We start from the raw sequence: 24,580 nt of genomic DNA on the forward strand, positions 1-24,580 counted from the left end.
ACGCATGCGAAGGGGGCCGGCACGCGCCGGCCCCCTTTCGTGTCCACGGTCACGCCTCGTGGCGACCGCCCTCGGCGGCCTGCTGGGCGACCGCGTACCCCATCTGCAGGAAGTCGGAGGCGGCCACCGCGGTCAGCGCGGTGGCGACCAGCCGGGTCAGCCGGGGCGCCAGCACCAGGCCGCCGGTGAGCCCGGTGGCCACCCAGACCGCCAGGCAGAACGGGCAGCTGACCAGCTCGCCGAGCGCGTGCCGGGTCGGGCTGCCCTCGTCGCGGACCTGCTCCATCACCTCGCCGCTGCCGATCGGGTGGTCGTAGCGGGTGAACGGCGCCCGCAGCGGACTGGTGATCGCGTCCTTGGACAGCAGCCGGCTGAGCTTGTGCGTGGCGATCGACAGCAGCACCACGTCCGCGGGCGTGGGCCGCTCGGGCACCGGCCGGCCGGTGGCGCGGACCAGGCCGACGAGCGCGGCGGTCACACCGGCGTACGTGCCCATCGCCTTCAGGTAGCCCTCCAGCGGCCGGTGCTCTTGCGGCGCGTACGCCTGGCGCAGGCGCGCCACCTTCTGCTTCAGGCCACTCCCGGTCAACCCGGCCTCCTCGTGCTCGTCGTGCGGGCCGGCCTCAACCGGCGGTCAGGTTCTCGGCCACCTCGCGGTCGAGGTTGGCCAGGATCTCGTCGGCCAGGTCGTGGTCCGGCCCGGCCAGGTCCAGCCGCACCCGGGCGCCGCCCGCGTCGGCCGGCTCCACGTCGATCTCGGCGGACCAGTCGGCGGCGCTCCACCGGGCCCGCATGTCGTCGGCGTCGACGACCTCCACCCGGCAGGCGCCGGAGTTGCGCAGCCGCTCGGGCAGCCAGGCCGAGGAGCGGTCCGGATCGGTCGCGGTGTTGAACACCACCTCCGGCGGCGCGGACATGCCGCGCTCGGCGTGGCTGGCCATCAGGCGTCCCGCAACCGGCTCGGGTCGACCTCCCGGCCGGGGTGCCGGGCCAGGTACTCGGTCTCCAGTTCGGCGGTGCGCCGCAGGTGGTTGGCGAGCGCCGAGTCGGTGGCGTGCCGCAACGTGTCCAGCCGGGTGCGGTGCAGGCTCTGCATCTCCCGGACCAGGTCCTCGTCGTCCAGCTCCGCGGGGTCCACCCCGACCTGCTCGCCGTCGACGTCGACGGTGCGGGCGTGATCGCCGTCCCACTCCGCGACCCGCTGTTCCGGGCTCGCGTCCCGGCGTACCGATTCGGTCATCGTCGCCCCCTCGTCTCGTTCGGGTTGGCAACTGTTCGGATGCCCACCGGGCGTGTCACCAAACCCGCCCGGACTACGACGCCGCGTCGGAGACGCCCGGCGGTCCCGGTACTCTCGTGGGCATGGAGCGGCTCTGGACACCGGCGTGGATCGTCCGCCACGTGGCCATGGTCGTGCTGGTGGCGGGTTGCCTGGGAATGGGCTGGTGGCAGGTCACCCGAGCCGCCGGTGGCAACGCGATCAGCTTCGGTTACGCGATCGAGTGGCCGGTCTTCGCCGGTTTCGTGTTCTTCGTCTGGTGGCGTGAGGTCCGCCAGGCGCTGCGCGCCGCCGATCCGGCGCCGCCGGCCGGTCCCACACCGTCGGTGACCGCCGACGCCGAGCCGGTCCCCGCCACCCCGGCGGTACGCCGGCCGGTGCGCGTGGTGCGGGCGCCTGCCGTACCGGCCGACGGGGCGGACGACGCCGAGCTGGCCGCGTACAACCGCTACCTATCCTGGTTGAACGCGAATCCGGGCGCCCGGCCCGGCGACTATCCCGGCTGAGGCCGGTGCGGAAGGACGGACGACGGTGAGCGGAGCCTTGACCCGGTACCGCGTGATCGCCTGGATCGTGGGCGTGGCGCTCGTGGTGCTGGTCCTGATCGGCATGCCGCTGAAGTACGGCTTCGACAACCCGAGCGTGGTGGGCGTGGTCGGCGTGGCGCACGGCTGGCTGTACATGCTCTATCTGGCGCTCACCTTCGACCTGTCCCGCCGGGCGAACTGGCCGCTGAAGCGGATGCTGCTGGTGATGCTCGCCGGCACCGTGCCGTTCGTCTCGTTCTACGCCGAGCGGCGGGTGAGCCGATGGGTGGCCGCCGAGGCCCGGCCGCGTACGCCGGAGCCGGTCGCGGGCTGACCGCCGCTCACCGGGCGGGCCGCCACGGCTCGGCCGCCGGCGGGTCGGCCCAGCCGCCCAGCCGCGCCGCCTCTCTGGCCCGCCCCAGTGCGCGGGCGACCTGGCCGAACTGCCGCTCGTCGTCGCTGCTGAACAGCAGCACCTCGGTGCCCCGCACCCGTCCCCACAGCTCGTGCGCCGGGGGCCGCACACGGTCGCCGATCAGCACGAGCGACAGTGGCACCAGCCCGACCGACCCGAGCAGGAGGTACGCCCCGGCGGTGAGCCGGTGCAGGCCGCCGGTGAAGCCGAGCAGCAGGCCGACCGCGGCGATCATCGCGGCGGACACGGCGACGGCCCGGATCGCGAGCCGGTCGTGCGGCCCGCGGTCGGTCCGGAGCTGGGTGATCTCGGCCACCGGCCAGCTGTTGCGGCCGACGGTGAAGCGTTCGGCGGTGACGACGATCCCGGGCCGGGCGTAGAGCAGCCTGGGTGCGGCCGGTCGCGGCGAGCGGGGCGGCTGGGTGGCGGAGCGGTCGGTCTGCACGGCGGCCTCCCGGGAGCAGGGATCCCGTGGTGGGATTTCCCGTCCGGGCTCCATTGTGTTGGCCTCGCGCCACCTGACTTCGAGCTTTCGGTGGTCGCGGGGGTCACGGCCCGGAACCTGTCCGCCCGAAACAGAGAACGATTTCCGTCTTTGTCATGACTTTGCCTGGCGGTGCCTGGCGACATCCGCCCAGAACGACGAATCGGGCGAGTCGCCTCATCCACCCACCGGCTCCCGCTCATCACTTTCCGCCACTTTGCCAACTTTCGCCCCTGCTTGAACTCCCGGCTTCTGCGATCACGGGTTAGGTTGTCCAGGTCGGCCCGGTCGACAGCCGTCCACCCGGACGGCCCCGGGCCGGTGTCGCCGGGTCGCGAACGCGCCCGGCGACCGGTGGGAGAGGAGCTTTCCGCTCTTGTCGTCCTTACGGATGCTGCTCCGCTCACTCGCGGTGGCCGGCCTCTCGGCCGCGCTGCTCGCCCCGGCGCAGGTGGCCCGGGCCGAGCCGACCCCCGCCGAACTGACGAAGCAGATCGAGAAGTCCTCGACTGAGCTGGAGCGAATCGTCGAGTCCTACAACAAGCTCAACGAGGACATCAAGGCCAACAAGGCCACCGCGGTCGCGTTGGAGGCCCGGATCGGGCCGTTGCAGGAACAGGCCGAACGCAGCCGCGCCGACGTGGGCGTGCTGGCTGCGACGGCGTACAAGACCGGTGGCATGCGCACCGCGGCGGCCCTGCTGGACCCGGGCGGCCAGGCCACGCTGCCGGAGCGGCTGGGCACGCTCGACCAGCTCACCCGCCAGCGGCAGCGCACCATCACCAGCTTCACCGCCGACCAGCAGCGGCTGATCGACCAGAAGACCCGGCTGGACGTCACGCTCGCCCGGGAGGCGGCGCAGGCCAAGCAGCTCAAGTCCGCGAAGACGCGGATCGAGGCGGACCTGTCCGACCTCTACGAGATGCGGCGCAGGGCGTACGGGCGGGCCAACGAGGCGCCCGGCAACCCCAGCTCGGCGGGCAAGCCCCCGGCCGTCTCCGGCGACGCCGGCACGGCCGTGCGGTTCGCCTACGGCGCGGTCGGCAAGCCCTACGGCTACGGCCAGGACGGCCCCGGCAGCTACGACTGCTCCGGCCTGACGCTCGCGGCGTGGCGGGCCGCCGGGAAGTCGCTGCCGCACAGCGCGGCGCGGCAGTGGGGCGCCACCACGCGGATCAGCCGCAGCCAGCTCCAACCGGGTGACCTGGTGTTCTACTCCGGGCTCGGGCACGTGGCGCTCTACGTCGGCAACGGCCAGATCATCGACGCGCCGAGCGCCGGACGCAACGTCAGCAAGCGCGGCATGAACATCATGTCGATCGCCGGCTACGGCCGGGTCTGAGCACCACGAGAACGGAGAACGGCCGGCGTCCCCCTGTCGGACGCCGGCCGTTCGCCGTTCGTTGTCACCAGGTCAGGCCGCCTGGAGACCTTCCGCGCGAGCCAGCTCACGCAGCCGGCCGAGGGCCTGGATCTCCAGCTGGCGGATGCGCTCGCGGGACAGCGAGAACCGCGACGCGACCTCGGTCAGCGAGTGCTCGCGCCCGTCCTCCAGGCCGTACCGCGCCCGCATGATGCCGGCGGAACGGTCGTCGAGGTGGTTGAGCAGACCCTCGATCCGCTGCCGCTCCAGGCCGGTGAGCACGATCTCCTCCGGCGACGGCGCGTCGCTGTCGGCGACCAGGTCACCGAGGTTGGTGTCGCCGTCGTCGCCCACCGGGGTGTCCAGCGAGACGGTGTCCTGCGACCAGCGGACCAGCTCGTTGACCCGCTCGACGGTCACGCCGAGCGCGGTCGCGATCTGCTCCGGCTCCGGGTCGCCGCCCAGCTCACGGGTGAGCTGCCGGGCCACGTTGCGCATCCGGTTGACGTCCTCGACCAGGTGCACGGGCAGCCGTACGGTCCGCTCCTGCTGGGCGATCGCCCGGCTGATGGCCTGGCGGATCCACCAGGTCGCGTAGGTGGAGAACTTGAAGCCGCGCTCGTAGTCGAACTTCTCGACCGCCCGGACCAGGCCGGTGTTGCCCTCCTGGATCAGGTCCAGCATGGGCATGCCGGAGCGCACGTAGCGCCGGGCGATCGACACGACCAGTCGCAGGTTCGCGCGGATGAACAGGTCCTTCGCGCGCTCACCCTCGACGACCAGCCGCTCCAGGTCCTCCCGGTCGACGCCGTCGGGAATCCGATCCTCGTCGAGCAGGTGCTCGGCGTAGAGGCCCGCCTCGATCGCCTTGGAGAGGTCGACCTCCCGGGCGGCGTCGAGCAGCGGCGTCCGGGAGATCTCGTGCAGGTAGACGCCGACCAGGTCCCGCTCCTCGGCGACCTCGTCGGTACGCATGCCGATGTTCTTGTCCACGATTGCCACGGTCCCCTCGCTCGCGCCGGTTGCCCGGTTCCTTGCCATCCCCACGTTCATCAGCCCTCCCCGTAACCTCCGCTGTGCCCGTAGGTGCTGACACCTACACAACAGATGTGACGCGTCGGGGATTCCATGTCGTGAGTCGAAACTGTCACGAATGCCTGAGTAGTAGCTGAGAGCCCGGTCCATGTTTCCTGTTACCGGCCCGGTTCGGGCGGCTCGCGGGCGCCGTTTTCGGCGCACACCGGAGCTGCGAAATCGCCGTTCGCCCATGGAATGGCACCATTGCCTGTTCCATGAACACAGCGAGCCGCGTCACCGAGTCGTTGCGATCCTGGTCACTGCGAGATACGCGCCTGCGGACCGGTCGGTTCAGCCGTGCTCAAGGATTACCCTCCGCCTCGTTGAACAATCCGTGCGGGAGGAGTCGTCCCCTCCCTGCACGTGATACGCGTCGCACCCGCCTGGCGGATGCGCCGGGCGGGTGGATCGGGCGGGACGGGCCAGGCCCGCCGCGGGCGGGGCGGAACGGTCAGGAGGCGAGCAGTTCGAGCGCGCCGCGCACCTGGTGGGCGGAGCGGGCCAGCGCGGCCCGGGCGGCGGGCACCTCCGCGCCGGAGACGAGCGCGACGAGCGCCGTCTTGAGGTCGCCGTCGGCCTCCCGCAGGGCGACCCGGCACACCTCCTCGGCGCAGCCGGTGGCCTCCATGAGAATCGAGATCATGCGGCCGCGCAGTTTCGCGTTGGTGGCCACCATGTCGATCATCAAGTTCGAGTAGACCCGGCCCAGACGCACCATCACGGCCGTGGAGAACGTGTTGAGCACCAGCTTCTGCGCGGTGCCGGCCTTCATCCGGGTCGACCCGGTGACCACCTCCGGTCCGGTGTCCACCCCGATGAAGACGTCCACCGACGCGGCGGCCTCGGCCTCCGGATTCGCGCAGAGCAGCACCGTACCGGCCCCCTGCGCCCGGGACGCGGCGAGCGCCCCGAGGACGTACGGGGTGCGCCCGCTGGCCGCCAGGCCCACCACGAGGTCGCCGGGGCGTACGCACTCGACGGCCTCGGCGGCGCCACCGCGCTCGTCGTCCTCGGCGTCCTCGACGGCACGCCACATCGCGTCCGGGCCACCCGCCAGGTGCGAGCAGAACCAGTGCCGGGGCGAGTTGAACGTGGGCGCCAACTCGGCCGCGTCCAGCACGCCGAGGCGACCGGAGGTGCCGGCCCCGAAGTAGTGCACACGGTGCCCGTCGCGCAGCGCGGCCACGGCCAGGTCGACAGTCTCGGCGATCTCGTCCAGCACGGCGGCGACCGCTGCCGGAACCCGCCGGTCGGCCTCGTTGATGACGGTGAGCACGTCCCGGGTGGACATCAGGTCGAGGTCGACGCTGTGCGGGTTGCGCCGCTCGGTCGGCGCGCCCACGCGCACCGCAGGTCGCACCGCCGCCACGCCGTCCCGCTCCACCCGGCCCGCCGTCATCCCCGCCTCCGCCCGGGGCCGACCCGGTGCGACTGGACCGCCTCGGCGGTGGCCTCCAGGGCCTTCTTCGTCCGGGCCCGGCTGCGGGCGGCCACCCCGACGAAGAGGCAGTCGACCACTGTGAGCTGGGCCAGCCGGCTGGCGGTCGCGCCGGAGCGGTACGTCGTCTCCCGGGCTGCGGTGGTGAGCACGTGGTCCGCGACCTCGGTGATCGGCGAACGCGGGAAGTTGGTCAGCGCCACGGTGGTGGCGCCGCGCGCCCGGGCCTGCTCCAGCACCTCGATGACGTCGGACGTGGTGCCGGTGTGCGAGATGCCGACCGCCACGTCGCCGCGGCCCAGCAGGGCGGCGGAGGTGAGCGCGGTGTGCACGTCCGGGAAGTAGAACGCGATGCGGCCGATGCGGTGCAGCTTCTGCTGGAAGTCGGAGGCGACGAAGCCGCTGGCGCCCGCGCCGTAGACGTCGATCCGGCCGGCCGTGCCGATCGCCTCGACCACCTGCTCGCAGACCGCCGGGTCGAGCTGCTCGGCGGTCTGCTCCACGGCCCGGGCGTCGTTGAACGCGATCGTGGCGATGATCTGGGCGAGGTCCGCGCCCGGCGGGATGTCGCCGCCGACCACCCGCGCGTCCGGCGGCTCGACCCGGCGGGCGGCCTCGGCGGCGAGCCGGATCCGCAGCTGGGGGTAGCCGTCCATGCCGACGGAGCGGCAGAAGCGGATCACTGTCGCCTCGGACGTCTCGGCGGCGGTGGCGAGGTCGGTGATCGTACGCCGAGCCGCGTCCGCCGGATCGGCGACGACCAGCCGGGCCACCCGCTGTTCGGCCGGGGACAGCGAGGGCAGGAGGCCGCTGATGTGGACGATCAGTCCACCGGGCTCGTGACTCGCAGAAATCTTCGGACTCTTCGCCACGGATGAAACTTACTTTCACACCGCGTGAGCGTCAACCATGACACTGCGTATCGGGAAATTTACCGTCTTCCGCGCCCGCCCTCCGGGCCAAGGATCCCATTGTCGCAGCCCCACCACCTCAACCGCTCCGGTCGAGTCACTCCTGCCGCCCGACGTGCCGATCCGCCGTCGCGCGGCCCGGTCTGCCCGGTCGGCCTCGGCCGGACGGGCCGGACGGCCCACCGCTGCGCCGCCGGGGCGGTTGGCTAGCGTGTGTCCATGACGGAACGCACGGTGCTGGTGACCGGAGGCACGGGTGGACTCGGCGGCGCGGTCACCGCCGCCTTCCTCGACGCCGGCTGGCGGGTGGTCGTACCCCAGCGGGAGCCCGGAGCGGGCGACGGCCCGGTCCGGGTCGTGGCCGACCTGCTGACGCCCGAGGGGGCCGCGCGGGCGGTCGGGGCCGCGACCGCCGAGGCGGACGCGCCGCTGCGCGCGTTGGTCAACCTCGTCGGCGGGTACGCCGCAGGCGGCCTGGTGCACGAGACCCCGGTCGACGACTTCGAGCGGATGCTGCGGCTCAACCTGCGCCCGACGTACCTGGTCACCCACGCGGCGCTGCCGCACCTCATGGCGTCCGGCGACGGCGCGGTCGTCTGCGTCTCGGCCCGGGCGGCGGTCTCGCCGTTCCCCGGCGCCTCCGGCTACGCCACCGCCAAGGCCGCGGTACGGGCGTTCGCCGAGACGGTCGCGGTCGAGTACCGGCAGCGCGGCGTGCGGTGCAACACGGTGCTGCCGAGCGTCATCGACACCCCGGCCAACCGCGCCGCCCAGCCCGAAGCCGACCACGGCCGCTGGGTGCCGCCGGCCGAGATCGCCGAGGTGATCCGCTTCCTGGCCTCCCCCGAGTCCGCGCCCACCAGCGGCGCGAGCATCCCGGTCTACGGGCGGGCCTGAACCGGCACCGGACCGTCCCGCCCGGCGCCACCGGCCGGGCGTCGCGGGCCGGCCGGAGCCGGGCCGGGACCGGCGGCCGGGTCGTCGGGCAGCCACTCGCTCAGGTGCGCCCGGATCCGGCGGGCCACCTCCTCCGGCGGGCCGTTGCCGTCCACCACCACGAAGCTGCCGTACTCCGGCAGGCCCCGGTACGCGGCGGCCGCGGCGGTCAGCCACTCCATGGTCTCGTGGTCGGTGCCGCGCCGCTCGATCCGCCGGTACGCCTCGGCGGGCTCGACGGTGAGCAGGAACGTCACCCGGGGCGCCGGGAAGATCCGGTACCCGGCCCGGGCCAGCCGCTCCCACCGCTGCCCGCCGTGCGCCCGGATGCTGGCGTACTGGCAGGCGGACCACCTGTCCATGACCGCCGTGCGACCGGTCACCACGCAGCTGAGCAGCGCGAGCGCGATGGCCAGCCATCGCAGCACCGACTCGACGACGAGCAGGCCGTCGCGCCCGACGAGCCGCTGCGCGTCCGGACGGCCGAACCGCTGGGCGATGCGGCCGAGCCAGCGGCGGCCACCGGCGTTGCGGTGGTACGTGGCGGGGCGGCCGGCGGCGGTGAGCGCCTGGGCGAGCCGGTGGGCCTGGGTGGTCTTGCCTGAGCCGTCGATGCCGATCAGGGCGACGGCGCGCAGTCGGGCCCTGCCCCGCCGCGTCCGCAGTGAGCTGGCCACCCTCCCGAGGTTATCCGACCGACGCTCACGCGAGCCCGTATGTCGCTTTCCTGCCCTGGCGGGCCGATCGCGCCGCAACAGGTGTGACCGGAGCGTCCGCCGGGTACGCATCGTGGTCCCACCCCCCATTTTGACGACGAGGGAGCCGCAGATGGCCGAGCGCGGGGACGAGACCCTGGTGCACACGCTGAAGAAGGTCGCCGCCGTGCTCAAACAGTCCGAGATCCCGTTCGCGCTCGGTGGCAGCTTCGCGGTGTACGCGCACGGCGGTCACTCCAGCGACCACGACGTGGACTTCCTGCTCCGCGAGGCGGACGTCGACCGGGCCCTGGAGGCGCTGGTCGAGGCCGGCTTCACCGCCGAGCGCCCGCCGGAGGACTGGCTGGTCAAGGTCTACGACGAGGACCGGATGGTGGACCTCATCCACCGGCCGGTGGAGACGCCCGTGACCGCGGAGACGTTCGCCGACACGATCGTGCGCCCGGTCGACGCGATCCACATGCCGGTGCTCTCGGCCAGCCAGCTCATGGTGCACAAGCTGCTCAGCTTCTCCCAGCACTACTGCGACTTCGCCCGGGCCCTGCCGCTGGCCCGATCGCTGCGGGAACAGATCGACTGGGAACGGGTACGGAAGGAGACGCAGCACTCGCCGTACGCGGAGGCGTTCCTGGTGCTGCTGGACCGGCTGGACGTGCTGCCCGGCGGCGCGCCCGGCGGAAGGGAGACCCTGTGACCGGACTGTCCGGCGACGTTCCCCCCGACGAGTACGTCGAGGCGGAGATCCAGAGCATGCTGGCCGAGGACCCGACCGTGGCCGAGCAGGGCATCACCGTGGTGCGGCGGGAGAACGGGCTGGTGCTCTACGGCGAGGTGGAGAGCCCGCACCGGCGGGAGGAGATCCTGCGGCGGGTGGCCGAGCGCTTCCCGGACACCCCCGTGACGAGCGACATCGGGGTGATCCGCACGCAGGCGCCCACCCAGGTCGAGGAACTGCCGTGAGGGAGGTTCGATGGTGATCCGGATCGCCGCCGTGGGCGACGTGCATCTGGACGAGGACGTGGTGGGCCGGTTCCGCCCGGCCCTGGAGGAGCTGCCCGGCTGCGCCGACGTGCTGCTGCTCGCGGGTGACCTGACCCGGCACGGCACCGAGGCCGAGGCGAGGTGCGTGGCCCGGGAGTTCGGGGACCTCGGCGTACCGGTGATCACCGTGCTCGGCAACCACGACCACCAGTGCGACGAGGTGCCGCAGGTGGTGAAGGTGCTGGAGGACGCCGGGATCACGGTGCTGGAGGGCACCGGCACGGTCGTGGACACCCCCGGTGGACGGCTCGGGGTGGCCGGCGTGAAGGGGTTCGGCGGCGGTTTCGCCGGACGGTGCGCCAGCGACTTCGGCGAGCCGGAGATGAAGGCGTTCGTGCGGACCACCCGGGAGAGCGCCGACTCGCTCGCCGACGCGCTGCTCTCGCTGGAGTGCGACGCGCTCGTCGCGCTCACCCACTACTCCCCCGTGCCGGACACGCTCGCCGGCGAGCCGCTGGAGATCTACCCGTTCCTCGGCTGCTACCAGCTCGGCCAGGCGATCGACTCCGCACCCACCGCCCTGGCGCTGCACGGGCACGCCCATCACGGCACCGAGCGCGGCACCACACCGGGCGGGGTCCGGGTCCGCAACGTGGCCCACCCGGTGATCAAACAGGCGTACAGCGTCTTCCACCTGGGCGGTGATCAGCTCGACTGACGGTGAGGAGGTTTCCGGTACGGGACGTCCGGGTATCCAGCCGACATGGAGCTGATTCTCTGGATTCTCGCAGTCGTACTGGTGGTCGCCGGAATTCTCGCCCTGTTCCGTCGGCAGATCCTCTGGGGCATCGTCCTCATCGTCGTCGGCCTGCTGGTCGGCCCGGGTGGCGTCAGCATCTTCAATTAACCGCGGTTCTCATACCCGCCGGGGTCGCCGGGGCCCGGGCGTTCCGTCCTGCCGGACCGGAACGTCCGGGCCGGGTGACCCCGGCTTTTCTCACGCGTCCGGGAGGGGCCGCCGCCGGGCGTTTGCCGGGGCGGTCGAGCGGAAACATCTCGACCATGGAGATGTCGCAGACCTTCACCCGGCGCACCACCGGGGCTCGCCAGTGGTTGGCGCTGCTCGGCTTCGGCGCCGCCACCTTCGCCGCCGCCGCGATCGGGGGGCTGGGCGTCCAGGGGACCTCCGCCGAGTACCAGAGCCTGGAGCAGCCCGCCTGGGCGCCGCCGTCGTGGCTGTTCGGCCCGGTCTGGACCGTCCTCTACGTGCTCATCGCGATCGCCGGCTGGCTGGTCTGGCGCCGGGCCGGGTTCGGCCCGGCGGTCTGGGCCTGGGTCGTGCAGCTCGTGCTGAACGCGATCTGGACCCCGCTGTTCTTCGGCGCCGGGGCGTACGGGCTGGCGTTCGCCGAGATCGTGCTGATGTGGCTGGCGATCGGCGTGACGGTGGCCCTGTTCCGGCGCATCTCCCGGCCGGCCACGCTGCTGATGCTGCCGTACTGGGCCTGGGTGACGTTCGCGTCCGCGCTGAACCTCGCGGTGTGGCGGCTGAACTCCTGACCGGCACGGGCGCGGGGGCCGCTCGCCCCCGCGCCGGCCGGGCTCAGCAGCGGGGTACGCCCGGGATGTAGCCGTCGTAGCCGGTGTAGACGTACGCGTCGGAGATGAACCGGCCGGAGCCGATCCGGTCCCAGATCGAGCTGGTGCCGTACGTGCCGGTGACGCTGGTGCCGCTGGTCTGGCACTGGATGGTCACCTTCGCGCCGTCGGCCACCGTGCCGACCGAGCTGTACCCGGTACCGGGGCCGGAGCGGACCGTCAGCGGGGAGCCGGCCGTGTTGACGGTGCCCTCGCCGGTGTTCGCCCCGCCGCAGCCGTTGTCGCTCTTGTAGGTTTTCGTGCCCCAGTAGAGCGCCTGCGCACCGTTAAACTTGATCTTGACGGCGCTGCCGCTCGACCGCTGCTCGTAGTGCAGGTGCGGGCCGGTGGAGCCGCCGGTCGTGCCGACGTAGCCGATCACCCGGCCGTAGCCGACGGTCTGACCGACCGAGACGTTGAAGGCGTTCAGGTGGGCGTAGTAGGTCGTCCAGCCGCCACCGTGGTTGATCCGGACGTACTTGCCGTAGCTGGTGTCGCCGAGGTTGGTCACCACGTCGACGGTGCCGGGCGCGCTGGCGACCACCGGGTCACCCAGGTCGTCGGTGCGGTTGAAGTCGATCGCGTTGGCCGGGCTGTGGTTGGTCCGGGTCTGGCCGGACCAGGACTGGTTGCACGGGAACGGAACCTTGAACGTCGGGGCGGCCATCGCCGGCGCGGCCGGCACGAGGGTCGCCGCCAGGACCGCGGCGCTCGCCCCGAGGGCGAGCCATCGCTTACGCATCCACTGCCTCCAATGTTGAAAGTCTTCAATTTGATGCGGACATCCTGACAGAAAGTTCCGTTCCCGGGAAGTTTCGTGGGAGCGCACCCACCATCGGCGCCCGGGGTTTCGGGATTGTTACCGGGCCGTGTCCGGCCAGGGGTGGACCCGACACGATGCAAGCGCTTACATGTGAAGACGACCATCGGACCGGCGCGGGTTCGATCCCTTCACGCGCCGGCAAGGAAGGAGATCGGCATGGCGTTTGCCAGATCGCGCCAGGCGCTCGCGGTCGCCGGCGTCCTGGGGCTGGCGCTCGGCGTCGCCGCCTGCGGCACCGGCGACGACAAGAACAGCAGCAACGCGGGCTCGGCCGAGTGCGGCGCATACGAGAAGTACGACGGTCACGACGGCAAGAAGGTGACCATCTACTCCTCGATCCGTGACATCGAGGACGAGCGCCTCCAGCAGTCCTGGAAGGAGTTCGAGGACTGCACCGGCATCGAGATCGACCACGAGGGCTCCGGCGAGTTCGAGGCCCAGCTGCCCGTGCGGGTCGACGGCGGCAACGCCCCCGACCTCGCCTTCATCCCGCAGCCCGGTCTGCTGAAGCGGTTCGTCGACTCGGGCAAGCTCAAGCCGGTCGGCGCCGACACCAAGGCGATGGCCGAGCAGAACTACTCCGCCGACTGGCTGAAGTACAGCACCGTCAACGGCCAGCTCTACGGCGCTCCGCTCGGCTCGAACGTGAAGTCCTTCGTGTGGTACTCGCCGAAGACCTTCAAGGAGAAGGGCTGGACGGTCCCCACCACGTGGGATGACATGATCAAGCTCTCCGACCAGATCGCTGCGAGCGGCACCAAGCCGTGGTGCGCCGGCATCGAGTCCGGTGACGCCACCGGCTGGCCGGCCACCGACTGGATCGAGGACGTGCTGCTGCGTACCGGCGGCCCGGAGGTCTACGACAAGTGGACCACCCACGAGATCCCGTTCAACGACCCGCAGGTGGCCGACGCGCTCAACCGGGCCGGCACCATCCTCAAGAACGAGAAGTACGTCAACGGCGGCTTCGGCGGCGTGAAGAGCATCGCCACCACCTCGTTCCAGGAGGCCGGCACGCCCGTCACCACCGGCAAGTGCGCGCTGCACCGCCAGGCGTCCTTCTACGCCAACCAGTGGCCCGAGGGCACCAAGGTGGCCGAGGACGGCGACGTCTTCGCGTTCTACTTCCCGGCCATCGACCCGTCGAAGGGCAAGCCGGTCCTGGGTGGCGGCGAGTTCGTCGCGGCCTTCGCCGACCGCCCCGAGGTCCAGGCGGTGCAGACCTACCTGGCCTCCGGCGAGTACGCCAACAGCCGCGCCAAGATCGGTGACTGGGTCTCCGCGAACAAGAAGCTGGACCTGAACAACGTCCCGAACCCCGTGGACAAGCTCTCCGTGGGCATCCTCCAGGACGAGAAGACGGTCTTCCGCTTCGACGGCTCGGACCTGATGCCGGCCGCTGTCGGCGCCGGCACCTTCTGGAAGGGCATGGTGGCCTGGATCAACGGCAAGGACACCACCACCGTCCTGAACGACATCGAGGGCAGCTGGAAGTGATCTAGCAGGTGGCCCGGTCCGCGCCAGCGGACCGGGCCACCTCTGCTAGCCGAACCCTTGAGGGAGGGTCGATGGAGTTCGACTTCGCGGCGGAGCAGCCGAAGTTCCTCATGCTGATGTACGGGCTGATCGCCTTCGTCGCGGTGGTGGGCGGGCTGCTCCTGCTCCTCGACGTGGTGCCGTCGTACTTCGCCCGGCGCCGGGAGGCGCAGCTCGTCGCGGCCTCGGCGAGCGGCGCGCCGCTGCCACGCCGCCGCAAGCAGGGCGAGGGTGCGTTCGCGTTCTTCTTCCTGTTGCCGACGCTGCTGCTGCTCGCCGTCGGGCTGGTGGTCCCCGCCGTCCGCACCACGCTGCTCTCCTTCATGGACTCCGGCAGCAACGACTGGGTGGGCCTGGCCAACTACCGCTGGATGTTCGCCGAGGACTCGATCGTCCGGGTTTTGATCAACACGCTGATCTGGGTGCTGCTGGTGCCGCTGGTGGCCACCGCGTTCGGCCTGATCTACGCGGTCCTGGTGGACAAGGCCCGGCTGGAGGCCGTGGCCAAGTCCCTGATCTTCCTGCCGATGGCGATCTCGTTCGTCGGCGCCGCCATCATCTGGAAGTTCGTCTACGCCTTCCGGGGCGTCGGCGACCAGATCGGCCTGCTCAACCAGATCATGGTGAGCCTGGGCGGCGAACCGAAGCAGTGGCTGCTGAACTCGCCGCTCAACACGTTCCTGCTGATCGTGATCATGGTGTGGATCCAGGCCGGCTTCGCGATGGTGGTGCTCTCCGCCGCGATCAAGGCCATCCCGGCCGACATCGTCGAGGCGGCCCGGTTGGACGGCACCACCGCGTGGCAGATGTTCTGGCGGATCACCGTCCCGAGCATCCGGCCGGCGCTGATCGTCGTGGTGGTGACGATCTCCATCGCCACGCTCAAGGTCTTCGACATCGTCCGGACCGCCACCAACGGCAACTACGACACGAACGTCATCGCGACCGAGATGTACAACCAGGCGTTCCGCTACCAGGAGAACGGGCAGGGCTCGGCGCTGGCGGTGTTCCTGTTCGTCCTGGTGATCCCGATCGTGATCTACCAGATCCGCAACCTGCGCAAGCAGCGGGAGGGCTGAGATGACCACCGCCACGCCCACCGTCGGAGTCGGCGCCCAGGCCACCGAACCGACCACCCGGGGCGCCCGGGTGCGCAAGCGCCTGAACAGCCGTACCGCCACGCTCGTGTCGATCGTGATCGCGGTGCTCTGGACGATTCCGACCTTCGGCCTGTTCATCTCCTCGCTCCGGCCGGAGAACGAGATCAAGACCACCGGGTGGTGGACGTTCTTCACCAACCCGCAGATCACGCTGGAGAACTACCAGGAGGTGCTGTTCAGCTCCGGCTCGTCCGGGCAGCTGGCCAGCTACTTCATCAACTCCCTGGCGATCACCATCCCCTCGGTGCTCTTCCCGCTGGCCTTCGCGTCGCTCGCCGCGTACGCGCTGGCGTGGATGAACTTCAAGGGGCGGGACTGGGTCTACATCGGGATCTTCGCGCTCCAGATCGTGCCGTTGCAGATGGCCCTGGTGCCGCTGCTGCGCTTCTTCTCCACCGGCGTCAGCATCGCCGGGGTGCAGATCCTCCCCGCGTGGGATCTGGTCGACGAGCAGAAGTTCGCCCAGGTGTGGTTCGCGCACACCTGTTTCGCGCTTCCGTTCGCCGTGTTCCTGCTGCACAACTTCATCTCGCAGCTTCCCGGCGACCTGATGGAGGCGGCCCGGGTCGACGGGGCCACCCACCCGAAGATCTTCCGCACCATCGTGCTGCCGCTGATCATGCCCGCGCTGGCGGCGTTCGGCATCTTCCAGTTCCTCTGGGTCTGGAACGACCTGCTGGTCGCGCTGATCTTCGCCGGCGGCGGCGACGAGACCGCCCCGCTGACCGTCCGGCTCGCGGAGCTGGCCGGCACCCGGGGCAACGAGTGGCAACGGCTGACGGCCGGCGCGTTCGTGTCGATCGTCGTACCGCTCATCGTGTTCCTGTCCCTCCAGCGCTTCTTCGTGCGAGGTCTGCTCGCCGGCAGCGTCAAGGGCTGATCCGGCGCCCCGCCGCCGGCACGGCCGGCGGCGGGGCGCGGGTCACAGCGGGGAGCTCACGATGACCAGGATTGACGACGTCGCCCGTCTGGCCGGGGTCTCCACGGCCACCGTCTCCCGGGCGCTGCGGGGCCTGCCGACGGTCTCGGCCGCGACCCGCCGCCGCGTGCTCGCCGCCGCCGAACAGCTCCAGTACGCGGTGTCGCCCAGCGCGAGCCGGCTGGCCGGCGGCCGGACCGGCACGGTGGCGGTGGTGGTGCCCCGGATCACCAGGTGGTTCTTCGGCACCGTGGTCGAGGCGGTCGAGGAACTGCTCCAGGACAGCGGCTACGACCTGCTGCTCTACAACCTCGGCGGCCGGGAGCAGACCCGGCGGCGGGTGCTGCGCACGGCGAGCCTGCACAAGCGCGTGGACGCGATCATCCTGGTCGCGACTCCGCTGCGCGCGGCCGACGTGCAAGCGCTGACGAAGCTGGACCTGCCGGGCGTGACGATCAGCTCCGGCAGCGAGGTGCCCGGCTGGCCCTGCGTCCGGATCGACGACGTGGCCGCCGCCCGCACCGCCACCCGCCACCTGCTCGACCTCGGCCACACCCGGATCGCGCACATCTCCGGCGACCCGGACGACGAACTGGCCTTCACCACCCACCTGGACCGGCGGCGCGGCTACCAGGAGGCGTTACGGGCCGCCGGGCTGCGGCCCGACCCGAGCCTCGACGTCGAGTCGCGGTTCACCATCGACGGGGGCACCCGGGCCACCGCCGAGCTGCTGGCCCGGGGCGAGCCGCCGACCGCCATCTTCGCCGCCTGCGACGAGATGGCGATGGGCGCGATCACCGCGCTGCGCGACGCCGGGCTGCGGGTGCCACAGGACGTGAGCGTGATGGGCGTCGACGACCACGACCTGGCCGGCGTGCTCGGGCTCTCGACGATCGCCCAGCCGGCCGCCGAGCAGGGGCTGCTCGCCGCCCGCATCCTGCTCGACCCGCTCGGCGTACGGGCCACCGAGCCGTACCCGGGCCTGGTGCCCGCGCCGCGCGGCGCCGACACCGACGACGGGACACCGCCCCCGGTGATCCTGCCCACTCGCCTGGTGGTGCGCGAATCGACCGCGCCACCCCGGGCACACTGAACGAACTCGCTCGTCCCGCAAGACAGGAGTAAGGCGCTGAACACCGACGCGACGCAGCAGGCCCCGGGCACCGGCTGGTGGACCGAGGCGGTCATCTACCAGGTCTACCCGCGCTCGTTCGCCGACTCCGACGGCGACGGGATCGGCGACCTGCCGGGCATCACGTCCCGGCTCGACCACCTCGCCGAGCTGGGAGTCGACGCGGTCTGGCTGTCCCCGTTCTACCCGTCCCCGCAGGCCGACGCCGGGTACGACGTGTCCGACTACCGCGACGTCGACCCGCTGTTCGGCACGCTCGCCGACGCCGACAAGCTGATCGCCGAGGCGAAGGCCCGGGGGCTGCGGGTGATCGTCGACCTGGTGCCCAACCACACCTCGTCCGCGCACCGCTGGTTCGAAGCAGCGGTCGCCGCCCCGCCGGGCAGCCCGGATCGGCAGCGCTACGTCATCCGCGACGGCAGGGGCCCGGACGGCGCCGAGCCGCCGAACGACTGGGTGAGCGTGTTCGGCGGCCCCGCCTGGACCCGGCTGCCCGACGGGCAGTGGTACCTGCACCTGTTCGACTCCGGCCAGCCCGACCTCAACTGGGACAACCCCCAGGTACGCGAGGAGTTCCTCGACGTGCTGCGCTTCTGGCTGGACCGGGGCGTGGACGGCTTCCGGGTGGACGTGGCGCACGGCCTGATCAAGCAGGCCGACCTCGCCGACTGGCAGGAACCGCAGGAGATCCTCTCCGGCAGCGAGGTGGACAAGCCACGCCCGCCGATGTGGGACCAGGACGGCGTGCACGAGATCTACCGGGAGTGGCGGCGCGTGCTCGACTCGTACCCCGGGGAGCGGATCCTCGTCGCCGAGGCGTGGGTGGAGCCGGCCGAGCGGCTGGCCCGGTACGTGCGCCCGGACGAGATGCACCAGGCGTTCAACTTCGAGTACCTGCTGGCCGCGTGGAGCGCACCGGCCCAGTACGCGGTGATCACCCGTTCGCTGGAGGCCACCGACGCGGTCGGCGCACCGACCACCTGGGTGCTGTCCAACCACGACGTGGTCCGGCACGCCTCCCGGCTCGGGCTCGGCACCGCCGGCGGCCGGGCCAACGGCGTCGGCGTGGACGACCCGCAGCCGGACGCCGCGCTGGGCCTGCGCCGGGCGCGGGCGGCCAGCCTGCTGATGCTCGCGCTGCCCGGCTCCGCCTACCTCTACCAGGGTGAGGAACTGGGGCTGCCGGAGCACACCACGCTGCCCGACGAGGCCCGGCAGGACCCGACCTGGAAGCGCAGCGGGCACACCGAGCGCGGCCGGGACGGCTGCCGGGTGCCGATCCCGTGGGAGGCCGACGCCCCGTCGTACGGCTTCGGGCCGACCGACGCGAGCTGGCTGCCCCAGCCGCCGGTCTGGGCCGAGTACGCGCTGGACCGGCAGCGCGGCGTGCCCGGCTCGACGTACGAGCTGTACCGGACCGCGCTGCGGCTGCGCCGCGAGCACGCGCTGGCCCGGGGCCCGCTGCGGTTCCTGACCTCCGGCGACGAGGTGCTCACGTTCACCAGCGGCGATCTCACCGTGCTGACCAACTTCGGCGCCGACCCGGTGTCGCTGCCGGCCGGCGCCCAGGTGCTGGTGTCGAGCGCCCCGCTGGACAACGCCGCGGTCCCGACGGATGTCACGGTCTGGTTCCGGGTGTAAGGAAGGGCCCCCTATTAACGCCTCCGGTAGAGGAGGGGCCCCTTCTTAACACTCACTGTTAAGAAGGGGCCCTTCCTTCCAGACGGTCGGCGCGGGCGTGCAGCAGGTCGTGCACCTGCGCGATGTCCCGCGGCGACGTTCGGGCGGCCAGCCAGTACATGATTCCGGTCGGAATGAAGAAGAGCTGGAACGCGGCCAGCCCCACCGCGTAGTTCAGCGGCGGCGGGAAGGCCGCCCGCAACCCGGCGAACGCCACCCCGACCAGCCCGTTGCCCGCCGCCCGGCCGACGCCGTTGACCAGGTTGCCCAGGCTGTAGACGGTGCCCCGGTGCTCGGGCGGGTTCACGTCGGCGATCAGGGCGAACCAGTTCGGCGAGTTCGCCGACGTCAGCGCCAGCGCCACCACGGCGGTGAGCAGGCTCAGCCCCACCGACGGCTCGGTCAGCACGCTGGACAGCACGGCCGTCACCACCGCGCCGGAGCCGGCGCCGTCGGGCACGTCGATGCGGATCGGCACGAAGAACAGGACCAGGTAGAACGGCAGCGCCGCGAGGATGCCGACGGCCGCGACCGTGGCCCGGCCGCTGGGCGTACGCCGCTGCAGCGCGTCACCCACCAGACCGCCCACGATGGACAGCACGCCGCCGAGCTGGAACAGGGTGGCGAAGACGCTGCCCACCACCACGGCCGTGGCAGGTGAGTAGCCCTGCGCCTGCGCCCGCTCACTGAACAGCACCGGCAGCCAGACCAGCGAGCCGAACGCGGCCTGGGCGGTGAGCCCCTGCAGGATCAGCCAGCGGTTGGTCCGGCGGGCCAGGATCCGGGGCAGGTCGGCGCGGCTGATCCGGTAGTCGTACTCGTTCCCGGCGTCGATCGCTCCGGCCAGCTCCGGTTCGCTCTGCCCGCGCCGGATGTCGTAGGTGAACAGGTACGCCACGGTGGCGACCAGGCCCACGCCGGTCAGCAGCAGGAACGGCCGCCGCCAGTCGGTCGCGCCGAGCACGCCGCCGAGCAGCGTCCCGGCCAGCGTGCCGACGCCCTGGGACAGCCCCCAGAAGCTCATCACCAGGCCACGGCGGCGCGGTGAGATCAAATCGGTGACCACCGAGAAGCCGACCGAGCCCACCGCGCCGAGCCCGACCGCGCCGACGAACTGCGCGGTCAGGAACGTCGCGTACCCCCCGGCGAGCGCGCTGCCCCCGGTGCCGGCCGCCCAGAGCAGCGTGCCGACCATCAGCAGCGGCTTGCGGTTGGTGCGGTCCCCCACGTACGCCCAGCCCACCGCCGCTATCGCGCTGACCAGGAAGCTGACGGCGGTGACCAGGCCGAGCATCCGCTGCGGGACGTCGAGCGCGGCGGAGATCGGCCCGTACAGCGGGGGTACCAGGCCGATCGCCACGTTGTCCAGCGAGGCGAGCACCACGAAGACCACGACGCTGTAGAGCCGGTGTGCCGCGTTCCCGCGCCGAGAGGTCCTCGTGCCCTTCATGCAGGGCAGCCAATCAGGTGCGGGCCGGATCCGGGACACCGCCCCCGGCCGACGCGCCTGTTAAGAAGGGGCCCCTCCTCTACCGCAGGCGTTAAGAAGGGGCCCTTCCTTACCCCCGGGCGTGGGCGTAGCGCTCGCGGATGGCGGGGACCGGGGCGCCCGTGTACTCCTCGGTGTCGCCGATCGACCAGGCGGGCGGGGTGTCGCCACCGAGCACCACCCAGGCGGCCTGCCGGGCCGCGCCGTCGGCGACGTACTCGCCCGGCGGCGGCACCACCACCGGGCGGCCGAAGACCTGCGGCGCGATCCGGCGCACGGCCTCGGATCGGGCGCCGCCGCCGACCAGGATGATCCGGTCGGCGCGGGCACCCTGCGCGATGAGCGCGTCGAGGCCGTCGGCCAGCCCGCAGAGCATGCCCTCGACGGCGGCCCGGGCCAGGTGCGCCGGGGTCGACGTCCCCAGCGTCAGGCCCGTCAGCTCGCCGGTGGCGTGCGGCCGGTCCGGCGTCCGCTCCCCCTCCAGGTACGGCACCAGCACCAGCCCGTCCGCGCCGGGCGGGGCGGACAGGGCCAGCTCGCCGAGCCGGTCGAGGTCGACGCCGAGCAGCGTCGCGGCGGCGTCCAGCACCCGGGCCGCGTTGAGCGTGCACACGAGCGGCAGGAACCGGCCGGTCGCGTCGGCGAATCCGGCCACCGCGCCGCCGGCGTCGGCGGCAGGGGTGTCCGCCACCGCGAAGACGGTGCCGGAGGTGCCGATCGAGACGACCACGTCGCCCGGACCGGCCCCGGCGCCGAGCGCGGCGGCGGCGTTGTCCCCGGTGCCCGGCCCGAGCAGGATCGGCCCGGGGACCGGGCCTCCGGACGGGCCCGCGCCGGACGCGGCGCCGCCGCCGAGCACCGCCGGGTCGAGGTGCCCGGCCACCTCGGCCGGGCCGAGCACGACCGGCACCTTCGGGCGCCGGCCGAAGGCCCGCTCCAGCAGGTCCAGCCGGTACTCGCCGGTGCGCGGCGACCAGTAGCCGGTGCCGCTGGCGTCCCCCCGGTCGGTGCGCAGCGCGTCCAGGCCGGGAGCGCCCGCGAGCCGCCAGGTGAGCCAGTCGTGCGGCAGGCAGACGGCGGCCACCCGGTCGGCGTTGTCCGGCTCGTGCCGGGCCAGCCAGCGCAGCTTCGTCGCGGTGAAGCTGGCCACCGGCACCGCGCCGGTCGCCTCGGCCCAGAACCGGCGGCCGGTCTCCCCGCCGCCGGCCTCCTCGACCAGATCCCGGGCCGCGTCGGCGGAACGGGTGTCGTTCCACAGCAGCGCCGGGCGGACCACCTCACCGGAGGTGTCCAGGCAGACCATGCCGTGCTGCTGGCCGCCGACCGAGACGGCGGCCACGTCGGCCAGGCCACCGGCCTCGGCGACCGCCGCCCGCAGGGCCTCCCACCAGGCGTACGGGTCGACCTCGGTGCCGGGCGGGTGCGGCGCGCGGCCCTGCCGGACCAGCGCGCCGGTCTCCGCGTCCCGGACGACCACTTTGCAGGACTGGGTCGACGAGTCGACCCCCGCGACGAGCGGCATGGCGGCCCGCCTCAGCGCGCGCCGAGCACGTGCTCGACGGCGAGCTGGTTGAGCCGGACGAAGCCGAAGCCCTTCGCCCCGGCGGCATCCGGGTCGAACTCCTCGAACGCGGTCCGGTCGGCCAGCAGCTCGCGGTAGCCCTCGCCGGGGTCGAGCGTCGGGGTGGCCAGCTCGGCCACCCGGGCGGCGGCGAGCGCCTCGACCACCTCCGGGTCGGCGCGGAACGCCGCGGCCCGCTCCTTGAGCAGCAGGTACGTCCGCATGTTCGCCTCGGCGGAGGCCCACACGCCGGTCATGTCCTCGGTGCGGGACGGCTTGTAGTCGAAGTGGCGCGGGCCGTCGTAGGCCGGGCCGCCGTTCGGGCCGCCGTGCTCCAGCAGGTCGACCAGGGCGAATGCGTTGAGCAGGTCGCCGTGGCCGAAGACCAGGTCCTGGTCGTACTTGATGCCGCGCTGGCCGTTGAGGTCGATGTGGAACAGCTTGCCCTGCCAGAGCGCCTGGGCGATGCCGTGGGCGAAGTTCAGGCCGGCCATCTGCTCGTGCCCGACCTCCGGGTTGAGCCCGACCATCTCCGGGCGGGCCAGCGTGGAGATGAAGCCGAGCGCGTGGCCGACGGTGGGCAGCAGGATGTCGCCGCGCGGCTCGTTCGGCTTGGGCTCCAGGGCGAAGCGCAGGTCGTAGCCGTTGTCGACGACGTACTCGCAGAGCAGGTCGACTCCTTCGCGGTAGCGGTCGAGCGCGGCCTGGACGTCCTTCGCCACGTCGTACTCGGCGCCCTCCCGGCCGCCCCACATGACGAACGTCTTGGCGCCCAGCTCGGCGGCCAGGTCGATGTTGCGCAGCACCTTGCGCAGTGCGTACCGGCGCACGTCGCGGTCGTTGCTGGTGAAGCCGCCGTCCTTGAACACCGGGTGGGTGAACAGGTTGGTGGTGACCATCGGCACGACCAGGCCGGTCTCGTCGAGGGCCTTGCGGAAGCGGCTCAGCCGGGCGTCGCGGGTGGCGGCGTCCGCGCCGAACGGGACCAGGTCGTCGTCGTGGAAGGTGATGCCGTACGCGCCCAGCTCGGCGAGCCGGTGCACCGCCTCGACGGCGTCCAGCTCGGGCCGGGTGGCGTCACCGAACGGGTCACGGGCCGGCCAGCCCACCGTCCAGAGGCCGAAGGAGAACTTGTCCGCGGGGGTGGGGCGGGGTGCCATGGCAGACCTCCAGGTGGTGGTGTCGTCCGCGATTTGTTCAGCGGTTGAATTAAATGGCGACGATGTGGCAGTGTCAAGAGGTGACAAGCACCAGCACGGCCGGGGCGGTCCGGCAGGGCAGCCTGCGCGAGTTGAACCTCGCGGTGGTGCTCCGGCGGATCGCCGCCGCCGACCGGCCGCCCTCGCGCGCCGGGATCGCCGCCGGCACCGGCCTGACCCGGGCCACCGTCTCCGCCGTCGTGGACGACCTGATCGCCGGGCGGCTGGTCGCCGAGGCCGAGCCGGAACCGCGTACCGGTGCGGGCCGCCCGGCCCGGGGCCTGGTGCTCGCCTCCGACGGCCCGGCCGGGCTCGGCCTGGAGGTGAACGTCGACTACCTGGCGGCCTGCGTCGTCGACCTGACCGGCGCGGTCCGGCACCATCTGGTCCGCCGCGCCGACCTGCGCCCGGTCTCCCCAGCCGACGCGCTCGCCCGGCTCGCCGCGCTGGCCGCCGAGGCGCGCGCGGCCGCCGTACGCGACGGGCTGACCCTGGCCGGTGCGGCGCTCGCCGTGCCCGGCCTGGTGGGCGACGGCGGCCTCGTCCGGCTCGCGCCGAACCTGGGCTGGCGGGACGTGGACGTGCCGGCGCTGCTCGCCGGGCACCCGCTGGCCGAGCCGGTCGACGGGGTGCCGCCGCTGGTGGTCGACAACGAGGCGAACCTGGCCGCGCTGGGCGAGTTGTACGCGGGCCCGGCCGGCCCGCGCAGCTTCCTGCACGTCACCGGCGAGATCGGCATCGGCGCCGGGATCGTGCTCGACGGCGCGCTCTACCGGGGCGCGCGCGGCTGGAGCGGAGAGATCGGTCACTTCCCGGTGCAGCCGCAGGGACGGCCGTGCCGCTGCGGTGGCCAGGGTTGCCTGGAGCGGTACGCGGGCCAGGAGGCGATCCTGGCCGCCGCCGGGCTGCCCGGCGCGGAACTGCCGGCGGACACGGCGGCCACCCGGCTCGCCGATTTGGCCGAGGCCGGTGACCCGGCCGCGCTGACCGCCCTGGCCGACGCCGGCGTCGCCCTCGGGGTGGCGGTGGCAGGCGTGGTGAACCTGCTGGATCTGGACACCGTGGTGCTCGGTGGCGGATACGCCCGGCTCGCGCCCTGGCTGCGGCCGTCGGTGGAGGCGGAGGTCTCCCGGCGGGTACTCACCGCCGCCTGGGCGCCGGTCACGGTGCGCCCGGCCGTGCTCGGGGCGCAGTCCGCGGCGGTCGGCGGAGCCGGCTCGGTGGTCCGGCGGATCGTCGACCGGCCGGTGGGGTGGCTGGCCCGGACCGGCTGACCCGGGATGATCCTCGACGGGCGTTCCGTGCCTGCGCTCGGT

The 24,580-nt window shown here is 72.5% G+C and carries 26 protein-coding genes and 1 pseudogene; 15 read left to right on the top strand and 12 right to left on the bottom strand.

The window, feature by feature from the left end; translation table 11 throughout:
• Positions 1-49: 49 nt before the first annotated feature.
• From KSK32_RS05415 to KSK32_RS05425, 3 genes are read right to left on the bottom strand one after another with little or no spacing between them, the layout of a single operon-like run.
• Positions 50-589 carry a DUF1360 domain-containing protein gene (locus KSK32_RS05415; RefSeq protein ID WP_216929083.1) on the bottom strand — a complete coding sequence of 180 codons (540 nt, stop codon included), beginning with the start codon at positions 587-589 and terminating at the stop codon, positions 50-52.
• A 34-nt stretch (positions 590-623) separates the two neighbouring features.
• On the bottom strand, positions 624-941 hold the full coding sequence (locus KSK32_RS05420; RefSeq protein WP_216929084.1) for a hypothetical protein: 318 nt from the start codon (positions 939-941) through the stop codon (positions 624-626).
• The gene (locus KSK32_RS05425; RefSeq protein WP_216929086.1) at positions 941-1,240 is read right to left on the bottom strand and encodes a DUF6158 family protein; all 300 of its coding nucleotides are present in this window, start codon (positions 1,238-1,240) and stop codon (positions 941-943) included. Before KSK32_RS05425 ends, KSK32_RS05420 begins: the two co-directional genes overlap by 1 nt.
• A 122-nt stretch (positions 1,241-1,362) precedes the next feature.
• Here KSK32_RS05425 and KSK32_RS05430 point away from each other — a divergent pair, with 122 nt between their 5' ends.
• Together KSK32_RS05430 and KSK32_RS05435 are read left to right on the top strand one after the other, a co-directional pair.
• Complete coding sequence (locus KSK32_RS05430) at positions 1,363-1,785, top strand: hypothetical protein (protein WP_216929088.1); 423 nt, start codon at positions 1,363-1,365, stop codon at positions 1,783-1,785.
• A 25-nt stretch (positions 1,786-1,810) separates the two neighbouring features.
• Entirely contained in the window at positions 1,811-2,140 is a 330-nt protein-coding gene (locus tag KSK32_RS05435; RefSeq protein ID WP_216929090.1) for a DUF3817 domain-containing protein, read from the top strand.
• A gap of 7 nt (positions 2,141-2,147) precedes the next feature.
• Here the strand turns inward: KSK32_RS05435 and KSK32_RS05440 are convergent, their stop codons facing one another.
• The gene (locus KSK32_RS05440) at positions 2,148-2,666 is read right to left on the bottom strand and encodes a DUF6232 family protein (protein WP_216929098.1); all 519 of its coding nucleotides are present in this window, start codon (positions 2,664-2,666) and stop codon (positions 2,148-2,150) included.
• A gap of 415 nt (positions 2,667-3,081) precedes the next feature.
• On the opposite strand from KSK32_RS05440, the gene KSK32_RS05445 reads away from it, so the two are divergent.
• The gene (locus tag KSK32_RS05445; protein ID WP_216929100.1) at positions 3,082-4,047 is read left to right on the top strand and encodes an NlpC/P60 family protein; all 966 of its coding nucleotides are present in this window, start codon (positions 3,082-3,084) and stop codon (positions 4,045-4,047) included.
• 72 nt (positions 4,048-4,119) lie between these two features.
• On the opposite strand, the gene KSK32_RS05450 is transcribed toward KSK32_RS05445, so the two are convergent.
• From KSK32_RS05450 to KSK32_RS05460, 3 genes are all read right to left on the bottom strand, one after another.
• Entirely contained in the window at positions 4,120-5,109 is a 990-nt protein-coding gene (locus tag KSK32_RS05450; protein ID WP_030271317.1) for an RNA polymerase sigma factor RpoD/SigA, read from the bottom strand.
• Positions 5,110-5,596: 487 nt separating this feature from the next.
• On the bottom strand, positions 5,597-6,544 hold the full coding sequence (murQ, locus tag KSK32_RS05455) for an N-acetylmuramic acid 6-phosphate etherase (RefSeq protein WP_216929102.1): 948 nt from the start codon (positions 6,542-6,544) through the stop codon (positions 5,597-5,599).
• Entirely contained in the window at positions 6,541-7,455 is a 915-nt protein-coding gene (locus tag KSK32_RS05460; RefSeq protein ID WP_216929104.1) for a MurR/RpiR family transcriptional regulator, read from the bottom strand. The genes murQ and KSK32_RS05460 overlap by 4 nt, the downstream gene beginning before the upstream one ends.
• Positions 7,456-7,713: 258 nt before the next feature.
• On the opposite strand from KSK32_RS05460, the gene KSK32_RS05465 reads away from it, so the two are divergent.
• Complete coding sequence (locus tag KSK32_RS05465; protein ID WP_216929110.1) at positions 7,714-8,391, top strand: SDR family NAD(P)-dependent oxidoreductase; 678 nt, start codon at positions 7,714-7,716, stop codon at positions 8,389-8,391.
• Here KSK32_RS05465 and KSK32_RS05470 read toward each other — a convergent pair.
• Positions 8,376-9,107, bottom strand: coding sequence for a dTMP kinase (locus KSK32_RS05470; RefSeq protein WP_216929112.1), 732 nt, complete (start codon positions 9,105-9,107; stop codon positions 8,376-8,378). The genes KSK32_RS05465 and KSK32_RS05470 overlap by 16 nt on opposite strands.
• Before the next feature lie 151 nt (positions 9,108-9,258).
• Between KSK32_RS05470 and KSK32_RS05475 the strand changes: the two genes are divergently transcribed.
• From KSK32_RS05475 to KSK32_RS05495, 5 genes and pseudogenes are all read left to right on the top strand, one after another.
• On the top strand, positions 9,259-9,840 hold the full coding sequence (locus tag KSK32_RS05475; protein ID WP_091422918.1) for a nucleotidyltransferase: 582 nt from the start codon (positions 9,259-9,261) through the stop codon (positions 9,838-9,840).
• Positions 9,841-9,896: 56 nt separating this feature from the next.
• Positions 9,897-10,106 (top strand): hypothetical protein, encoded by a 210-nt coding sequence (locus KSK32_RS05480; RefSeq protein WP_225853111.1) that lies wholly within the window; start codon positions 9,897-9,899, stop codon positions 10,104-10,106.
• A 10-nt stretch (positions 10,107-10,116) separates the two neighbouring features.
• Positions 10,117-10,900, top strand: a pseudogene (locus KSK32_RS05485) (metallophosphoesterase).
• The gene (locus KSK32_RS05490) at positions 10,891-11,034 is read left to right on the top strand and encodes a GPGG-motif small membrane protein (protein ID WP_007464364.1); all 144 of its coding nucleotides are present in this window, start codon (positions 10,891-10,893) and stop codon (positions 11,032-11,034) included. Before KSK32_RS05485 ends, KSK32_RS05490 begins: the two are co-directional and overlap by 10 nt.
• Positions 11,035-11,189: 155 nt before the next feature.
• Positions 11,190-11,687, top strand: a complete 498-nt coding sequence (locus tag KSK32_RS05495; RefSeq protein ID WP_216929135.1) for a TspO/MBR family protein — start codon at positions 11,190-11,192, stop codon at positions 11,685-11,687.
• Positions 11,688-11,730: 43 nt separating this feature from the next.
• Here KSK32_RS05495 and KSK32_RS05500 read toward each other — a convergent pair whose 3' ends face one another.
• Positions 11,731-12,507, bottom strand: coding sequence for a M23 family metallopeptidase (locus KSK32_RS05500; protein WP_216929136.1), 777 nt, complete (start codon positions 12,505-12,507; stop codon positions 11,731-11,733).
• 237 nt (positions 12,508-12,744) lie between these two features.
• Here KSK32_RS05500 and KSK32_RS05505 point away from each other — a divergent pair, with 237 nt between their 5' ends.
• The 5 genes from KSK32_RS05505 (at position 12,745) to KSK32_RS05525 (ending at position 18,976) form a co-directional block, all read left to right on the top strand.
• Entirely contained in the window at positions 12,745-14,085 is a 1,341-nt protein-coding gene (locus KSK32_RS05505; RefSeq protein WP_216929138.1) for an ABC transporter substrate-binding protein, read from the top strand.
• 71 nt (positions 14,086-14,156) lie between these two features.
• A complete protein-coding gene (locus KSK32_RS05510) occupies positions 14,157-15,203 on the top strand; it encodes a carbohydrate ABC transporter permease (protein WP_216929140.1) in 1,047 nt (348 codons plus the stop codon).
• Between the two features lies 1 nt (position 15,204).
• On the top strand, positions 15,205-16,164 hold the full coding sequence (locus tag KSK32_RS05515) for a carbohydrate ABC transporter permease (RefSeq protein ID WP_018787002.1): 960 nt from the start codon (positions 15,205-15,207) through the stop codon (positions 16,162-16,164).
• Positions 16,165-16,225: 61 nt separating this feature from the next.
• On the top strand, positions 16,226-17,296 hold the full coding sequence (locus KSK32_RS05520; RefSeq protein WP_216929142.1) for a LacI family DNA-binding transcriptional regulator: 1,071 nt from the start codon (positions 16,226-16,228) through the stop codon (positions 17,294-17,296).
• A 36-nt stretch (positions 17,297-17,332) separates the two neighbouring features.
• Positions 17,333-18,976 carry a glycoside hydrolase family 13 protein gene (locus KSK32_RS05525; RefSeq protein ID WP_216935829.1) on the top strand — a complete coding sequence of 548 codons (1,644 nt, stop codon included), beginning with the start codon at positions 17,333-17,335 and terminating at the stop codon, positions 18,974-18,976.
• A gap of 58 nt (positions 18,977-19,034) precedes the next feature.
• On the opposite strand, the gene KSK32_RS05530 is transcribed toward KSK32_RS05525, so the two are convergent.
• The 3 genes from KSK32_RS05530 to xylA form a co-directional block, all read right to left on the bottom strand.
• Positions 19,035-20,465 (bottom strand): MFS transporter, encoded by a 1,431-nt coding sequence (locus KSK32_RS05530; RefSeq protein WP_216929144.1) that lies wholly within the window; start codon positions 20,463-20,465, stop codon positions 19,035-19,037.
• Positions 20,466-20,574: 109 nt separating this feature from the next.
• Positions 20,575-22,026, bottom strand: coding sequence for a xylulokinase (gene xylB, locus KSK32_RS05535; protein ID WP_216929146.1), 1,452 nt, complete (start codon positions 22,024-22,026; stop codon positions 20,575-20,577).
• An 11-nt stretch (positions 22,027-22,037) separates the two neighbouring features.
• Positions 22,038-23,225, bottom strand: a complete 1,188-nt coding sequence (gene xylA / locus KSK32_RS05540; protein ID WP_216929148.1) for a xylose isomerase — start codon at positions 23,223-23,225, stop codon at positions 22,038-22,040.
• A 53-nt stretch (positions 23,226-23,278) separates the two neighbouring features.
• Between xylA and KSK32_RS05545 the strand changes: the two genes are divergently transcribed.
• Entirely contained in the window at positions 23,279-24,538 is a 1,260-nt protein-coding gene (locus KSK32_RS05545; protein ID WP_216929150.1) for an ROK family protein, read from the top strand.
• Positions 24,539-24,580: the final 42 nt, after the last annotated feature.

The organism is Micromonospora sp. WMMB482 (assembly GCF_019038635.1).
GTDB lineage: Bacteria > Actinomycetota > Actinomycetes > Mycobacteriales > Micromonosporaceae > Micromonospora > Micromonospora marina.

Excerpts from the sequence above, each read along its gene's own strand:
- KSK32_RS05420 (WP_216929084.1), bottom strand. The coding sequence starts at position 941 with ATGGCCAGCCACGCCGAGCGCGGCATGTCCGCGCCGCCGGAGGTGGTG.
- KSK32_RS05425 (WP_216929086.1), bottom strand. The coding sequence starts at position 1,240 with ATGACCGAATCGGTACGCCGGGACGCGAGCCCGGAACAGCGGGTCGCG.
- KSK32_RS05430 (WP_216929088.1), top strand. The coding sequence starts at position 1,363 with ATGGAGCGGCTCTGGACACCGGCGTGGATCGTCCGCCACGTGGCCATG.
- KSK32_RS05450 (WP_030271317.1), bottom strand. The coding sequence starts at position 5,109 with ATGGCAAGGAACCGGGCAACCGGCGCGAGCGAGGGGACCGTGGCAATC.
- murQ (WP_216929102.1), bottom strand. The coding sequence starts at position 6,544 with ATGACGGCGGGCCGGGTGGAGCGGGACGGCGTGGCGGCGGTGCGACCT.
- KSK32_RS05465 (WP_216929110.1), top strand. The coding sequence starts at position 7,714 with ATGACGGAACGCACGGTGCTGGTGACCGGAGGCACGGGTGGACTCGGC.
- KSK32_RS05475 (WP_091422918.1), top strand. The coding sequence starts at position 9,259 with ATGGCCGAGCGCGGGGACGAGACCCTGGTGCACACGCTGAAGAAGGTC.
- KSK32_RS05480 (WP_225853111.1), top strand. The coding sequence starts at position 9,897 with ATGCTGGCCGAGGACCCGACCGTGGCCGAGCAGGGCATCACCGTGGTG.
- KSK32_RS05490 (WP_007464364.1), top strand. The coding sequence starts at position 10,891 with ATGGAGCTGATTCTCTGGATTCTCGCAGTCGTACTGGTGGTCGCCGGA.
- KSK32_RS05495 (WP_216929135.1), top strand. The coding sequence starts at position 11,190 with ATGGAGATGTCGCAGACCTTCACCCGGCGCACCACCGGGGCTCGCCAG.
- KSK32_RS05500 (WP_216929136.1), bottom strand. The coding sequence starts at position 12,507 with ATGCGTAAGCGATGGCTCGCCCTCGGGGCGAGCGCCGCGGTCCTGGCG.
- KSK32_RS05505 (WP_216929138.1), top strand. The coding sequence starts at position 12,745 with ATGGCGTTTGCCAGATCGCGCCAGGCGCTCGCGGTCGCCGGCGTCCTG.
- KSK32_RS05510 (WP_216929140.1), top strand. The coding sequence starts at position 14,157 with ATGGAGTTCGACTTCGCGGCGGAGCAGCCGAAGTTCCTCATGCTGATG.
- KSK32_RS05515 (WP_018787002.1), top strand. The coding sequence starts at position 15,205 with ATGACCACCGCCACGCCCACCGTCGGAGTCGGCGCCCAGGCCACCGAA.
- KSK32_RS05520 (WP_216929142.1), top strand. The coding sequence starts at position 16,226 with ATGACCAGGATTGACGACGTCGCCCGTCTGGCCGGGGTCTCCACGGCC.
- KSK32_RS05530 (WP_216929144.1), bottom strand. The coding sequence starts at position 20,465 with ATGAAGGGCACGAGGACCTCTCGGCGCGGGAACGCGGCACACCGGCTC.
- xylB (WP_216929146.1), bottom strand. The coding sequence starts at position 22,026 with ATGCCGCTCGTCGCGGGGGTCGACTCGTCGACCCAGTCCTGCAAAGTG.
- xylA (WP_216929148.1), bottom strand. The coding sequence starts at position 23,225 with ATGGCACCCCGCCCCACCCCCGCGGACAAGTTCTCCTTCGGCCTCTGG.
- KSK32_RS05545 (WP_216929150.1), top strand. The coding sequence starts at position 23,279 with ATGGCGACGATGTGGCAGTGTCAAGAGGTGACAAGCACCAGCACGGCC.